General features: G+C 71.8%; 13 protein-coding genes. 6 read left to right on the forward strand and 7 right to left on the reverse strand.

All coding sequences use genetic code 11. The features are described 5' to 3' along the window. Positions 1-252: 252 nt before the first annotated feature. The 3 genes from OIE47_RS01420 (at position 253) to OIE47_RS01430 (ending at position 4,942) form a co-directional block, all read left to right on the forward strand. The gene (locus tag OIE47_RS01420) at positions 253-3,315 is read left to right on the forward strand and encodes a glycoside hydrolase family 9 protein (RefSeq protein ID WP_326559638.1); all 3,063 of its coding nucleotides are present in this window, start codon (positions 253-255) and stop codon (positions 3,313-3,315) included. A gap of 353 nt (positions 3,316-3,668) precedes the next feature. Then, on the forward strand, positions 3,669-4,607 hold the full coding sequence (locus OIE47_RS01425) for a zinc metalloprotease (protein ID WP_326559639.1): 939 nt from the start codon (positions 3,669-3,671) through the stop codon (positions 4,605-4,607). Then, positions 4,604-4,942: a hypothetical protein gene (locus OIE47_RS01430; RefSeq protein ID WP_326559640.1), complete on the forward strand. Its 339-nt coding sequence runs from the start codon at positions 4,604-4,606 to the stop codon at positions 4,940-4,942. Before OIE47_RS01425 ends, OIE47_RS01430 begins: the two co-directional genes overlap by 4 nt. Positions 4,943-4,977: 35 nt before the next feature. On the opposite strand, the gene OIE47_RS01435 is transcribed toward OIE47_RS01430, so the two are convergent. The 4 genes from OIE47_RS01435 to OIE47_RS01450 are packed head-to-tail and all read right to left on the reverse strand — an operon-like array spanning position 4,978 to position 8,518. Then, entirely contained in the window at positions 4,978-5,235 is a 258-nt protein-coding gene (locus OIE47_RS01435; RefSeq protein ID WP_326559641.1) for a UBP-type zinc finger domain-containing protein, read from the reverse strand. Then, entirely contained in the window at positions 5,232-6,803 is a 1,572-nt protein-coding gene (locus OIE47_RS01440; protein ID WP_326559642.1) for a Na+/H+ antiporter, read from the reverse strand. The genes OIE47_RS01435 and OIE47_RS01440 overlap by 4 nt, the downstream gene beginning before the upstream one ends. A gap of 19 nt (positions 6,804-6,822) precedes the next feature. Beyond that, entirely contained in the window at positions 6,823-8,235 is a 1,413-nt protein-coding gene (locus OIE47_RS01445; RefSeq protein WP_326559643.1) for an NADP-dependent succinic semialdehyde dehydrogenase, read from the reverse strand. A gap of 13 nt (positions 8,236-8,248) precedes the next feature. Beyond that, complete coding sequence (locus OIE47_RS01450) at positions 8,249-8,518, reverse strand: DUF6343 family protein (protein ID WP_326559644.1); 270 nt, start codon at positions 8,516-8,518, stop codon at positions 8,249-8,251. A gap of 101 nt (positions 8,519-8,619) precedes the next feature. Between OIE47_RS01450 and OIE47_RS01455 the strand changes: the two genes are divergently transcribed. Both OIE47_RS01455 and OIE47_RS01460 read left to right on the forward strand, forming a co-directional pair. Beyond that, positions 8,620-9,042 carry a PPOX class F420-dependent oxidoreductase gene (locus OIE47_RS01455; protein ID WP_326559645.1) on the forward strand — a complete coding sequence of 141 codons (423 nt, stop codon included), beginning with the start codon at positions 8,620-8,622 and terminating at the stop codon, positions 9,040-9,042. Positions 9,043-9,148: 106 nt separating this feature from the next. After that, a complete protein-coding gene (locus tag OIE47_RS01460; protein ID WP_326559646.1) occupies positions 9,149-10,021 on the forward strand; it encodes a GDSL-type esterase/lipase family protein in 873 nt (290 codons plus the stop codon). A 23-nt stretch (positions 10,022-10,044) separates the two neighbouring features. Here the strand turns inward: OIE47_RS01460 and OIE47_RS01465 are convergent, their stop codons facing one another. Both OIE47_RS01465 and OIE47_RS01470 read right to left on the reverse strand, forming a co-directional pair. Next, positions 10,045-10,764, reverse strand: a complete 720-nt coding sequence (locus OIE47_RS01465; protein WP_326562967.1) for an EcsC family protein — start codon at positions 10,762-10,764, stop codon at positions 10,045-10,047. 105 nt (positions 10,765-10,869) lie between these two features. Further along, positions 10,870-11,019 carry a hypothetical protein gene (locus OIE47_RS01470; RefSeq protein WP_326559647.1) on the reverse strand — a complete coding sequence of 50 codons (150 nt, stop codon included), beginning with the start codon at positions 11,017-11,019 and terminating at the stop codon, positions 10,870-10,872. 266 nt (positions 11,020-11,285) lie between these two features. Here OIE47_RS01470 and OIE47_RS01475 point away from each other — a divergent pair, with 266 nt between their 5' ends. Then, entirely contained in the window at positions 11,286-12,206 is a 921-nt protein-coding gene (locus tag OIE47_RS01475) for a hypothetical protein (protein WP_326559648.1), read from the forward strand. On the opposite strand, the gene OIE47_RS01480 is transcribed toward OIE47_RS01475, so the two are convergent. Next, complete coding sequence (locus OIE47_RS01480) at positions 12,187-13,206, reverse strand: peptidase M23 (RefSeq protein WP_326559649.1); 1,020 nt, start codon at positions 13,204-13,206, stop codon at positions 12,187-12,189. The two genes, OIE47_RS01475 and OIE47_RS01480, sit on opposite strands and share 20 nt — an antisense overlap. Positions 13,207-13,264: the final 58 nt, after the last annotated feature.

Raw genomic sequence — 13,264 nt, forward strand, 5'->3', positions numbered from 1 at the left:
CGTGGCGTCGCGCGCCCACTGTCGGCTAACCGATCGTGTTCGACAAGGTCGAGCCGTCGGTACGGGCCGGACCGAAAGCCGGTCCATCCAGGATCACCAATTGACAGTCCAGAAACGGCCTGGCAACATCGCTGTTGTCTGGGAGCGCTCCCAGTCATAGCTTTCGATACGTTCGCCGCGGGACCGGCCGAGTCAGCGGGATCGACCGGGTCGGCGTCACCGCGGGCACGCACCCCACCGGAAGGAAGCTCCGTGACCCGACCCCGACGCCTGCGGCGGGCCGTCGCGCTCCTCGCCGCGACCGCCCTCGCCGTCACCGGCACCGGCCTGACCGGCGGCGCAGCCCACGCCGCCCCCACCGAGCACATCGTCAACGGCACCTTCGACAGCGGCACCGCCCCGTGGTGGGCGACCGACAACCTCACTCTCGCCGTGGTCGACGGCCGGCTCTGCGCACAGGTGCCGGGCGGCCTGGCCAACCCGTGGGACGCCAGCCTCGGGCACAACAGCATTCCGCTGGTCGACGGGGCCGCGTACGCGCTGTCGCTGCACGCCACCGCCAGCGCCCCGACCACGGTCAAGGCGAACGTGCAGCTCAACGAGGCGCCGTACACGACGGTGCTGGCCCGGGATCTGACGCTCACCCCGGCCGGACAGACCTTCGGGTACGACTTCACCGGCACCCTCGACTCCACCAACGGCACCCTCACCTTCCAACTCGGCGGCAGCGCCCAGCCGTACACGTTCTGCCTCGACGACGTGTCGCTGAGCAGCGAGGCGGGCACCGATCCGCCGGACGACCCGGCCGGGCCGGAGCAGCTCACCAACGGCGACTTCGCCAACGGCAGCGACGGCTGGTACTCGTACGGGACCACCAGCACCGGGGTGCAGGACGGGAAGCTCTGCTCGGCGGTGCCCGGTGGGCTGGCCAACCCCTGGGACGGCGGGGTCGGGCAGAACGACGTGACGCTGGTCGCCGGGGCGGAGTACACCCTCGCCTTCGACGCCTCGGCGACGCCCGGCGCCACGGTGCGCGCGGCGGTGCAGCTCGGCGCGGAACCGTACACCTCGTTCTTCGCCGCGGACCTGCCGCTGACCGCGACCCCGCAGCGGATCACGCGGACCTTCACCGCCACCATGGACACCGAGCTGGGCCAGGTCGCGTTCCAGGTCGGCGGCAACGCCGCCGGCTACACCCTCTGCCTGGACAACGTCTCACTGCGCGGCGGTGAGGAGGAGCCGCCGTACGTGCCGGAGACCGGCCCACGGGTACGCGTGAACCAGGTCGGTTACCTGCCCGGCGGCCCGAAGAACGCCACCGTGGTCAGTACGGCCACCGAACCCCTGCCCTGGCAGCTCAAGTCCGCCGCCGGAGCGGTGGTCGCCCAGGGGCTGGCCACCCCGCGCGGGTTGGACGCCGCCTCCGGCCAGGAGGTGCAGACGATCGACTTCTCCGCCCACCGGACCGCCGGCACCGGTTACACGCTCACCGCCGACGGCGAGACCAGCCACCCGTTCGACATCACCGGCGACCTCTACCGGCAGCTCCGCTCCGACTCGCTCCAGTTCTTCTACATCCAGCGCAGCGGAACCGCGATCGACGGCGACCTGGTCGGCGACGAGTACGCCCGCCCCGCCGGTCACCTCGGCGTGGCCCCGAACCGGGGTGACACCGACGTGCCCTGCCAGCCCGGCGTCTGCGACTACCGCCTCGACGGCCGGGGCGGCTGGTACGACGCCGGCGACCACGGCAAGTACGTGGTCAACGGCGGCATCGCCACCTACCAGCTCCTGAACGCGTTCGAGCGGACCAAGACCGCACCCACCGGCGGCGCCGGTGCCGGGCTCGGCGACAGCACGCTGCGGGTGCCCGAGCGCGACAACGGGGTGCCGGACATCCTCGACGAGGCGCGCTGGGAGCTGGAGTTCCTGCTCCGGATGCAGGTCCCGGCCGGCAAGCCGAAGGCGGGCATGGCCCACCACAAGCTGCACGACCAGAACTGGACCGGGCTGCCGCTGGCCCCCGAGGCCGACCCGCAGTTGCGCGAACTGCACCCGCCGTCGACCGCCGCGACGCTCAACCTGGCCGCGACCGCAGCCCAGTGCGCCCGGCTCTACGCGACCTACGACGCGGCGTTCGCGGCCAGGTGCGCCACCGCCGCCCAGACCGCCTACGCGGCGGCCAAGGCCAACCCCGCCGTGTACGCCAGCCCGACCGACGGCAACGGCGGCGGCACCTACAGCGACAACGACGTCAGCGACGAGTTCTACTGGGCCGCCGCCGAGCTGTACCTGAGCACCGGCGCGGCGAACTACCTGGCCGACCTCACCGCGTCGCCGCACCACACCGGCAACGTCTTCGACGCCAACGGTTTCGGCTGGGGCAGCACGGCTGCACTCGGCCGGCTCGACCTGGCCACCGTGCCGAGCGGGCTGGCACCGCAGGAACGCGACCGGATCCGGGCCTCGGTGCTCACCGCCGCCGACGGCTACCTCACCACCCTCGCCGGCCAGGCGTACGGGCTGCCGATGCCGGGTGGGCCGGGCAGCTACTTCTGGGGCGCGAACAGCAACATCATCAACAACGCGGTGGTGCTCGCCACGGCGTACGACCTGAGCCGGGACGTGCGCTACCGCGACGGCGCGGTGCAGGGGATGGACTACATCTTCGGCCGCAACGCGCTGAACCAGTCGTACGTGACCGGCTGGGGCGAGCAGGCGTCCCGCAACCAGCACAGCCGGATCTTCGGCAACCAGTACGACCCGTCCCTGCCGAACCCGCCCGCCGGTTCGATCGCCGGTGGTGCGAACGCCAGCCTGGACGACCCGTTCGCGGAGAACCTCCTGGCCGGCTGCGCCCCGATGTTCTGCTACGTGGACGACATCGCCTCGTACGCGACCAACGAGGTGGCGGTCAACTGGAACTCGGCCCTGGCCTGGATCGCCTCGTTCCTCGCCGACCAGGGCGCCGCCGCCGCGCCACCGGCGGCGAACTGCCGGGTCGGCTACGTCAACTACGGCGCCTGGCAGGGCGGTGGCGGCTTCACCGCCCAGGTGACCATCACCAACACCGGCACCACCCCGGTCAACGGCTGGACGGCGAGCTTCGCCTTCACCGGTGACCAGCGGCTGCGCGAGGCGTGGATGACCCGGGCGACCCAGTCCGGCGCCACCGTCACCGCACGGAACGAGACCTACAACGCCCGCATCGCCCCCGGTGGTACGGCCACCTTCGGCCTGAACGCCACCACCCCGACGGGTGGTCCGAACCCGTCACCCGGCCTGTTCACCCTCAACGGCGTGGCCTGCACCTAGTCCACGCCCCGCTCGTGGCCGACCGCCATCCCCGGCAAGATGGCGGTCGGCCCCCCGTGCCGGCCCGACCCAATCGGCCAGATCACGGCTGCCAGTCGGCGGCTCGGGTGCGGTGACATGCCGAGGGAACGCGGTTGCGTCGCCTGGGCGGACACTCTCGTTGAGGACGTACATCGTCTTTGATGTGAGTACATCGAAGATGATGTACGAGTTCGCCGAGTCATACGTCCCAGACGGAGGGACATGGACGTCGGTCGCCCTGGCTCGCGCCGCGCCGAGCGGGCGACGTGATCGTTCGGGGGAAAGTGCGGGGATCTTGGAGTCAGGGCGCCGAACGGGTCCACAATCGGGGGATGACGGAGGTGACGGGCGGGGCGGTGGTGCGGAGTCGGTGCGCGACGATGCCGGTGCACCGGCGGCTGCTGGACACCCGCGAGGGGTACGCGACCGCCGCCGCCGAGATCGAGAACTTCACCTTCCACGAGTGCCGGCGCGGACGCTCCCGCCTCGACCAGGTGGTACGGATCCCGGTGGTGGCACACGTGGTGTGGCACGACGAGGCGCAGAACGTCAGCGACGAGCAGGTACGCAGCCAGCTCGACGTACTCAACGCGGACTTCCGGCAGCGCAACGAGGACTGGACCGGCGTACCCGAGGTGTGGCGGTCGGCGGTGGCGGACGCCCGGGTGGAGTTCTTCCTCGCCGAGACCGATCCGACCGGCGCGCCGACCACCGGCATCACCCGTACCCGGACCGACGTGACCGGGTTCGCGCCGGAGGACGACGCGGTGAAGTCGGTGACCACCGGCGGTGTCAACGCCTGGCCGGCCGACCGCTACCTGAACCTGTGGATCTGCCAACTGGTCGGCGGGGTGCTCGGTTACGCCCAGTTTCCCGGCGGCCCGGCGGAGACCGACGGGGTGGTGCTGCTGCACTCCGCCACCGGCACCACCGGCACCGTCGTGGCGCCGTTCAACGGCGGCAGGACCTGCACCCACGAGGTCGGACACTGGCTCAACCTGCGGCACATCTGGGGTGACGACGGGGACGGGTGCGGGGGCGACGACTTCGTTCCGGACACGCCCAACCAGGCCGGGCCGAACTACGGCCGGCCGAGTTTCCCCAGGGTGACCTGCGACAACGGGCCGGACGGGGACATGTTCATGAACTTCATGGACTACACCGACGATGGTGCGATGGTCATGTTCACCGCCGGGCAGGTCGCCCGGATGGCCGCGACCCTGGCCGGACCCCGCGCCACGCTGGCCGCCGGTGCCACACTGACAGGATGACCGAGCAACCGCCGGAGGCACTGTTCCGCCGCTGGGTGCACGTCCGCGAGGAGGACGACGCGGACGTACGCGTCTACCGTCCCGCCGACCGCCCGCTCCCGCCCGCGCGGGGCCGGGACGGGATCGAGTTCCGCCCGGACGGCACGTTCATCGACTACCTGCCGGGGCCGACCGACGCACCGACCCGCGCACCCGGACAGTGGCGTACGGACGCCGCCGACCGGCTGCGCCTGACCGGTCCCGCCGGCCGGGGCAGTACGGTCTTCCACCTGGTCGCGGTCGACGACAACACGCTGCGGCTGCGCCCGCTCGGCGGCGAACAACCGCCGAGCTGAGCGCACGGCGCCGGCTCAGGCGAACGGCCGCCCGGTCAGCCGACCTGTTCGTCGGCGTAGCACCAGCGCCACGACTCGCCGGGCTGGAACGACTGGATCACCGGGTGGTCCGTGGCGTGGAAGTGGGCGGTGGCGTGCCGGCGCGGCGACGAGTCGCAGCAGCTCACCCGGCCGCAGGTCAGGCAGAGGCGCAGATGCACCCAGTCGGACCAGCCGTTCTCCAGGCAGTCCTGGCAGCCGTCGGTGCTCTGCGGTTCCGGTTTGGCCGCCTCGGCCAGATGTGCGCAGCTCATCGCTCACCCTTCCGTCGCAGCAGCGACTCTTCCAGATCCAGATCGCGGTACGCGCGCACGAGCACCTCTTCCGTGATCCGCCCCTGGTCACGGGCGGTCCGGAACACCTCGCGCTCCGCGTCGATCATCTCCTGCCGCAGCCGACCGTACGCCTGCGAGGGCGTTTCCCGTCCGTCGCCCCCCAGCCGCTCCCAGGCGCTGTTGCTGCGATACTCGACCATCGCCCGGAGGCGCTCGACGACCGCCGGTGGCGAGCCCTCGGCCGCCGCCTCCAGTCGCGCCTTCGCCGCCGTGCCTGCCTGCTGCTGGACCGCGGCCTCGGCGAGGGCGTCCTTGGCCGGGTCGTCGGCCGGGAGCCGCAGCCGGCGGGCGACCATCGGCAGGGTGGCCCCCTGGACCCCGAGGGTCACCACGATCACCGCGAACGCGAGCCAGACGAACAGGTCCCTCGGGTAGGCCAGTTCGTCGCTGGGCAGCGGCAGGGCGAGCGCCGCACCGAGGGTGACCACCCCGCGCATCCCGGCCCAGGACAGGACGGCCGATATCCGGGCCGGCAGCGCGGTCCCGTTGCGGCGCACCTGCGGCACCAGCCGGACCAGCAGGCTGGCCGGGAAGATCCAGAGGAACCGGGTGAGGAAAACCGTACCCAGCACCGCGACGGTGACCAGCACCATCATCCCGATCTCGGTGTCGAGCCGGCTCAGCAGGTCCCGCAGTTGCAGCCCGACGAGCAGGAAGACCAGGCCCTCGAGCAGGAAGGTGACCAGCCGCCAGAAGGCCATCGTCTGGAGCCGGGAGGCGGCGGAGAGCAGGACCGGCAGCTTGTGTCCCAGGGCCAGCCCGACCACCACCACCGCGACCACACCGGAGGCGTGGATCTCCTCGGCGACGAACACCACGATGAACGGGGTGAGCAGCGACAGGGTGTTGTCCAGGATCGGATCCTTGATCCGCTTGTGCAGGTAGCCGATGACCACGACCCCGACCAGTCCGACCAGCAGCCCGCCGCCGGCGGTGAGGAGCACCTGCCCGGCGACTCCCCAGGCGTCGAGCCCGCTGCCGATCGCCGCCAGGGTGGCCACCCGGAGCAGGACCAGCGCGGTGGCGTCGTTGACCAGGCTCTCGCCCTCCAGGATGGTCACCACCCGTCGGGGCAGACCGATCCGACGCGCGACCGCGGTGGCGGCGACCGCGTCGGGCGGCGCGACGACCGCGCCGAAGGCCAGGCAGATCGCCAGCGGTACGTCCGGCAGCACCGCGTGCACCACGAAGCCGACCACGAACGCGGTGAACAGCACCAGCCCGATGGCGAGCAGCAGGATCGGCCGCAGGTTATGCCGGAACGCGGGCACCGAGGTCTGGATCGCGGCGACGTACAGCAGCGGTGGCAGGATGCCGACCAGGACCAGTTCGGGGTCGAGGCGTACCAGGGGGAAGCCGGGCACGAACGAGAGCGCCACCCCGGCCACGAGCAGCACGATCGGCGCGAGCAGACCGAATCGGCGGGCCAGGGCGGCGCCCAGGGTCGCGATCGCCAGGAACAGAACGACCTCGAAGAGTGCCTCCATGCGGCACAGCCTAAGGGGGCTACTCGCTGTGCGAACCAGCGCCGCCGGTGGCCGTGCCCTCCCCCACCCAGACCGTCTTGGTGTTGCAGAACTCCCGGATGCCGTGGGCGGACAACTCGCGGCCGTAACCGGAGTTCTTCACCCCGCCGAAGGGCAGCTCCGGGAAGGAGGTGGTCATGCCGTTGATGAAGACGCTGCCCGCGTCGAGATCCCGCGCGAAGCGTTCCTGCTCGTCCGGGTCCCGGGTCCAGGCGTTCGAGCCGAGCCCGAAGTTGGTCCCGTTGGCCAGCTCGATCGCCTCCTCGTACGAGTCGACCCGGAACAGTCCCGCCACCGGGCCGAACACCTCCTCGGTCCACATGCGCATCGACGGGGTCAGGTCGGTGACCACGGTCGGTGGGTAGAACCACCCGTCCCCCTCGGGCCGCTGCCCGCCGCAGAGCAGCCGCGCCCCCAACCGGACCGCGTCGTCCACCTGCTCCTCCACGTCGATGCGCCCCTGTTCGGTGGCGAGCGGTCCGACGTCGGTGCTCGGGTCCATCGGGTCGCCGACCTGCAACGCGTCCATCCGGAGGGCGAACGCCTCGGCGAACGCGTCGAAGACGTCGGTATGCACGATGAAGCGTTTGGCGGCGATGCAAGACTGGCCGTTGTTCTGGCACCGGGCGGTGGTGGCCACCTCGGCGGCCCGCTCGACGTCGGCCGAGGGCATCACCACGAACGGGTCACTGCCGCCGAGTTCCAGCACCGTCTTCTTGATCTCCTGGCCGGCGATCCGGGCGACCGACCGGCCGGCCCGTTCGCTCCCGGTGAGCGTCGCGGCACGCACCCTCGGGTCGACCAGCACCTGCTCGACCGCCTCGTAGCCGACGATCAGGGCCTGGAACGCGCCCACCGGGAACCCGGCCCGGCGGAAGAGTTCGTCCAGGTAGAGCGCGGTCTGCGGCACGTTCGACGCGTGCTTGAGCAGGCCGACGTTGCCCGCCATCAGGGCCGGTGCGGCGAACCGCATCACCTGCCACAGCGGGAAGTTCCACGGCATCACCGCCAGCACCGGGCCGAGCGGCTGGTAGCGGGTGAAGGCCCGGGTCGCGCCGACCGCCTTGGCGTCACCGGGCTCGTCGGCGAGGAGCCGCTCGGCGTTCGACGCGTAGAACCGGCAGGCCGAGGCGCACTTGGCCACCTCGGCGCGGGCCGAGACGAAGGTCTTGCCCATCTCGACGGTCATCAGCTGGGCCAGCTCGTCGCACTCCCGGAGCAGCAGGTCGGCCGCCGCGTTCATCCACCGGCCGCGTTCGGCGAAGGTGGTGGAGTGCAGCGTACGGAACGCGTCGGCGGCCCGTCCGATCGCCGCGTCGACCTGCTCCGGCGACATCGGGTCGTACGTCTTGAGCAGCTGTCCGTTGGCCGGGTTGATGGTGGCGATCGACATGTCGTACCCCTTGTTACTCGAAGAGCGAGTGGCTCGTGCCCGGCGGTTCCTCCCGGCGTCGCTGGGCCCGCCGCCGCATGATGATCACGAGGTCGACGACGGCCACGGCGGCGAGCACGAAGAGGATCACCGCGGGCACCCAGTGACCGGTGAGCACCACCAGCACCCCCAGCCCCGCGGAGACCACCAGCCCGAACGAGGCCAGCACCAGCCGCAGGTTGAGCGCGCTGTACGGATGCCCGACCGTCCCCCTTGCCCCGGTGGGCTGCGATTTTCCCGCCATCTGGTCGAACTACCCGGCCGGGTCGCCGGTTAACCTGTTCGGGTGTTCCGGGCGAAGCGGTTCCGGTTGTCGCCCCCGCCCGAGCCGGGTAGAACGAGATCATGACAACTGAGCCCACGGTCCCCTCGAGTCACGCGGATCTGCTCGAACGCCCGCTCTTCACGCACCTGGCCACGGTCCGCCCCGACGGCGCCCCGCAGAGCAGCCTGATGTGGTTCGTCTGGGACGGCGAGCGGATCCGGATGACCCACACCAGGGGGCGGCAGAAGTTCCGTAACCTGGCGCACGATCCGCGCGTCGCCCTCTCCATCGCCGACCCGGAGGACGGTTACCGGTCCCTGGAGCTACGCGGGGTGGTGGAGTCGATCGACCCGGACGACGAGCAGGCGTCGTTCTACCAGTCCCTCCAGCGGCGGTACGGCGCGGAGGGCGAGATCAGCGACATTCCGAACCGGGTGGTGGTCACGATCCGGCCGACCCGGTTCGTGGCGGTCACCGGCGGCGCGGTGCAACCACAGAGCTGACACCGGGGTGCAAGCGCAGAGCTGACACCGCAGGGTGTTCCGACCATCGGGGTGTCAGCGTAGAGTTACCGGGCCTGTGCTTTCCGCTGAAGGACCGGGGGAAAGAGTGTCTCGTCGCTGGACCACCACGGCCGCCGTCACCCTGCTCGCCCTCGCCGCCCTGGCCTGTGAGGGCGGCAGCGGCGGCGGGATCGGACAGCCCAGTGCCCCACCACCGGCCTCTCCGTCCGCCCGACCCGACCTACCGGTGTCGATGGCCGCGCTCGGCGACTCGATCACCACCGGCTTCGGCACCTGCCTGGTGCTGAGCAACTGCCAGCGCAACTCCTGGTCCAGCGGCGACGGTCTGCGGGTCGACAGCCACTACCGGCGACTGCTGGAGGCCAACCCGGCGATCCGCGGCAACGGGCACAACCAGGCGGCGGCCGGAGCACGGGCGCGTCAACTGCCGGAGCAGGCGACGGCGGCGGTGAACGCCAAGGCGGACTACGTCACCGTGCTGATCGGCGCCAACGACGCCTGTCGGGGCCGGATCGAGGACATGACCGAGGTGACCGACTTCCGGTCCGAGGTCGACCGGGCCCTGGCCGTACTCAAGCAGGGGCGGCCGAAGGCCCGGGTGCTGGTGGTGAGCATCCCCGACCTGTACCGGCTCTGGGAGATCGGCCACCCGGAGGCCCAGGTGGTCCGGGTCTGGGACCGGGGGATCTGCCCGGCGCTGCTGGCGAACCCGACCTCGACCGCCGACGCCGACACGAGCCGCCGGTCGCTGTTCCGGGCTCGGATCGACGCCTACAACAAGCAACTCGTCGCCGCCTGCAAGGCGTACGGGTCACGCTGCCGCAGTGACGGTGGTGCGGTGCACCGGGTGCGGTTCAGCGTGGACATGCTGAACCGGTTGGACTACTTCCACCCGGACGTGGACGGTCAGAACAAGCTCGCCGAGGTCACCTGGGGCGCGTCCGGCTTCAGTGGCTGAACCCGCCCCGGGTGCCCGCCCGGTCAGGACCCGCGCTGGGCCGGTGCGCTGATCGCGCGCCGGCCGTAGAGGTCGACCGTCCGCTTGGCCAGGTCGGTGGTGGCCGACGAGTTGGCCCAGGTGCCGAGGATGATCGCCGCGCCCGGTATCACCTTGGCGAAGACCCGCTTCGCCGCCCGGATCCCGGCCATCCTGGCCAGCCGTACGGTCAGCCGTAGCACCGCCTGGCGCAGTGGGGTGTTGCCACTGCCGAACAGCGCCCCGGCACGTTCCCGACCGGCCGCCACGCCCAGCGCCAGCCGCGCGGTCTCGGCGGCCTTGTGCACCTTCTGCAGCACCAACAGGTCGGTGGCCCGGTCCGGGTGCTCCGGGTCCACGCCGTACGCGGCGGCGATGTGCAGGACCATCCGGGCCTGGGTCCAGGCCAGGACCCCGATGTCGAGCACCGCTCCGGGCAGCCCGGCGGCTCCGGAGACCGCGCCGGAGAGGCGGGCGCGGGCTACGAACCGTTTCGTCGCGAGCTGCGCCAACCCGTCCCGGTCGAGTCCGGGTTGGGCGGCACGGGTGGACTCGACCCAGGCCTTCGCCTCCGGGCCGAGCCGGCGTACCGCCTCCAGGGCGAGGTGCTCCGGGGCGTACTGCGGGTCGTCGCGCATCCGTTCCCACAGCCCGGCCGGTGGGGCGGCGGTCGGTTCCCCGGCGTCCGCCGGGTCGCCACCGGGAAGATCCGGGGACGGGTCGATGCGGGTGGCCGGGGCGACGGTGGGGTCAGAGTCGGTCACGGAACACTCCGGGGTTCGCTGCACGGACATCAGACGGGAAGGGGGTACGGAACGCGGCCTGCCCGGTCAGCGGCGACGACCGTTGAACCGGGCCATGAGCTGGCGCAACCGCTGCTGGTTGCTCGGCTTGGCCATCTCCCGCCGGCCCCGGTCGACCAACTGCCGACCTCGGGGAGACTGGAGAAAGATCTTGACTCGTTGTACCAGTGATGACATCTCGTACCCCTCTCGTTGTCCCTCAGTTGTACCCACCCCGGTCGAGCGCCACACCGGATCAGCCCGACAACCCGTCCAAAGTGGGCGCCGGGCGCCTCGTACGGGCATCGATCGGAGGGGCCACCGTACGGGCGGTCCGGCTGGGGTAGCGTCGTCGGGCGTTGGACGGTCCGGGACGTACGGAGGACAACTTGGCCGGGACAGGCGACGAGCGTCCGGTACCACTACGGATCGGTGGGTGGCTTCCACCCAGCGGTCGGCGACCGGTGCGGCCGGAGGACGCCGCGGCGACGGCACTGCTCCCGGTGGTGACCGTGACGGGTCCCGACCCCTCGGATCCGGCCCCGGCGACCGGGGACCCCGGCCGGAGGCGGGGTGCCCGACGCGGTACGGCCCGGGGCGGGCGTTGGCGGGTCACCGCGCTCGTCGCGGTCGCCACGGTGGCGGCGGCGGTCGGCGTACCCGTCCTGCTCTCCCGTGGTGCTGACGAGTCCGGACCGGACCGGCAGGTGCAGCCGCCCCCACTCGCCCTGACCCGAGGGGCCGACCCGGAGAGTCCCCTGGCCACCACCCCGGTTCCCGGTTCGCCCAGCGGTGGCAGCCGTACGCCCGCGGCGAGCCGGAGCGCGACCCGTACGGCGATCGTCGCACCGACCGGCACCCCCGCGGTCCCGCCGGCGCCCCTCGGTGGTGCGGCGGTACCACCCCCGGCGGTACCACCCCCGGCGGCACCGCCCCCGCCTGCGCCGAACAAGCCGGACCAGTTGGCGCCGCCACCGCCACCGGCGGTGTTCACCGTGTCGGTCGAGGCCGAGGGCTCGTCGGCGGAACGCCGGGGCCGGACCGACACCCGGTCACGCAGCGGCGCGTCCGGCGGCGCGGTGGTCACCGGCATCGGCGACGGGTCCGGCAACACGGTCCGGTTCTCCCGGCTCACGGTGCCCGCCGCCGGCCGCTACACCCTCACCCTGTACTACGTCAGCAGCCAGCGACGGTCCGGCACGGTCACCGTGAACGGCCAGCAGCGCGAGGTGTCGTTCGCGGACACCGGTTCGGACAGTGCCCCGATCGGCGAGGTGTCGATCACGCTGTCCCTGCGGGCCGGTGACAACTCGGTCGAACTCGGCAACCGGCGCAGCCGGACCGCCGACCTGGACCGGATCGTGGTCACCGGTTCGGCGGGATGATCGCGTCGACCACCTCGGTCGCCGCACCCTCGTGCTGGGCGTAGTAGCCCGGGAACGCCGACACCTGTACGGCCTGCGCCGCGTCGGTCAACGCCATCTGCTGCCAGCCGGGGATCCGCCGGAGCGCGTTGAAGAACTGCGCCGTCGCGTACGCCGGGTCCATCAGCTTGTCGACCGGTCCCCAACCGCTGCTGGTCCGCTGCTGGAACAGGCCGACCGAGTCGTGGTCCCAGCCGGTGCCCTGGTGTGAGTGGTTCAGCGACTCGGGCAGGGCGTTGTTGGCCAGGTTGAGCAGGTTGCTCTCCTGCATCGCGGTCGCCACCCCGATCACCAGAGCGCGCCGGGGCATGCCCATGTCATGCCCGGTCCGCACGATGGCCTTGGCGTTGTCCATCTGCACCCCGGTCAGGCCGGCGACCGGGCCCGGGTCGACCGGCGGGGCGGGCGCGGGGGCGGCCGGTGCCGGTGTCGGTTGCGCCGCCGGTACGTCCGGGTCGGCCGTCGCCGCCGGGGCGGCCGCCGTACGCTTCTCCGACCGGGACGCGGCCTGTTCCGCCTGTGCCCGCTGGACCAGTGCGGACCGCGCGGCGCTCGGCTCGCTCTCGGCGGGTGTGTTCCCGGTCACGATCCGGCCCTGGGTGAAGGCGAGCAGGCCGAGGGCGCAGAGCAGACCGACGGCCACCGTACGGGGCACGGGGCGGATCTGCTTGAGCGAGCGCCCTCGCCGGACCAGGGCCCGCAGGTCCGATGCCCGCAGTTGCGAGGCTTTGGTGATCACGTTCAGTGACTCCCGCCGGAGTCCCGCGACTGCCGTCGCCAGTCCCTCGGTCCCGGTCGCGGTGACGCTCCGGACTCCGGTCGTCAGTCGGTCGAGCCGGCCGCGGATGTTGCCCTCCCGGCCGGACGAGCTGGTGGCCGGCTCGTCGGAGGCCGCATCGGCCGAACGGTCAGTGGTGCCTACGGCGTCTTCCTTGGGTTCAAGTCTGTCGTCGTCACGCATCCGACGAGGCTAGGCACGGAAAACCCCAACTACACAGGGTGATCGAGTGGCTCTCGCC

The organism is Micromonospora sp. NBC_01796, assembly GCF_035917455.1.
In the GTDB taxonomy this organism is placed as follows: Bacteria; Actinomycetota; Actinomycetes; order Mycobacteriales; family Micromonosporaceae; genus Micromonospora_G.

Bases quoted from the DNA above. Each gene is read 5' to 3' on its own strand.
- OIE47_RS01425 (WP_326559639.1), top strand. From the start codon at position 3,669: ATGACGGAGGTGACGGGCGGGGCGGTGGTGCGGAGTCGGTGCGCGACG.
- OIE47_RS01430 (WP_326559640.1), top strand. From the start codon at position 4,604: ATGACCGAGCAACCGCCGGAGGCACTGTTCCGCCGCTGGGTGCACGTC.
- OIE47_RS01435 (WP_326559641.1), bottom strand. From the start codon at position 5,235: ATGAGCTGCGCACATCTGGCCGAGGCGGCCAAACCGGAACCGCAGAGC.
- OIE47_RS01440 (WP_326559642.1), bottom strand. From the start codon at position 6,803: ATGGAGGCACTCTTCGAGGTCGTTCTGTTCCTGGCGATCGCGACCCTG.
- OIE47_RS01445 (WP_326559643.1), bottom strand. From the start codon at position 8,235: ATGTCGATCGCCACCATCAACCCGGCCAACGGACAGCTGCTCAAGACG.
- OIE47_RS01450 (WP_326559644.1), bottom strand. From the start codon at position 8,518: ATGGCGGGAAAATCGCAGCCCACCGGGGCAAGGGGGACGGTCGGGCAT.
- OIE47_RS01455 (WP_326559645.1), top strand. From the start codon at position 8,620: ATGACAACTGAGCCCACGGTCCCCTCGAGTCACGCGGATCTGCTCGAA.
- OIE47_RS01470 (WP_326559647.1), bottom strand. From the start codon at position 11,019: ATGTCATCACTGGTACAACGAGTCAAGATCTTTCTCCAGTCTCCCCGA.
- OIE47_RS01480 (WP_326559649.1), bottom strand. From the start codon at position 13,206: ATGCGTGACGACGACAGACTTGAACCCAAGGAAGACGCCGTAGGCACC.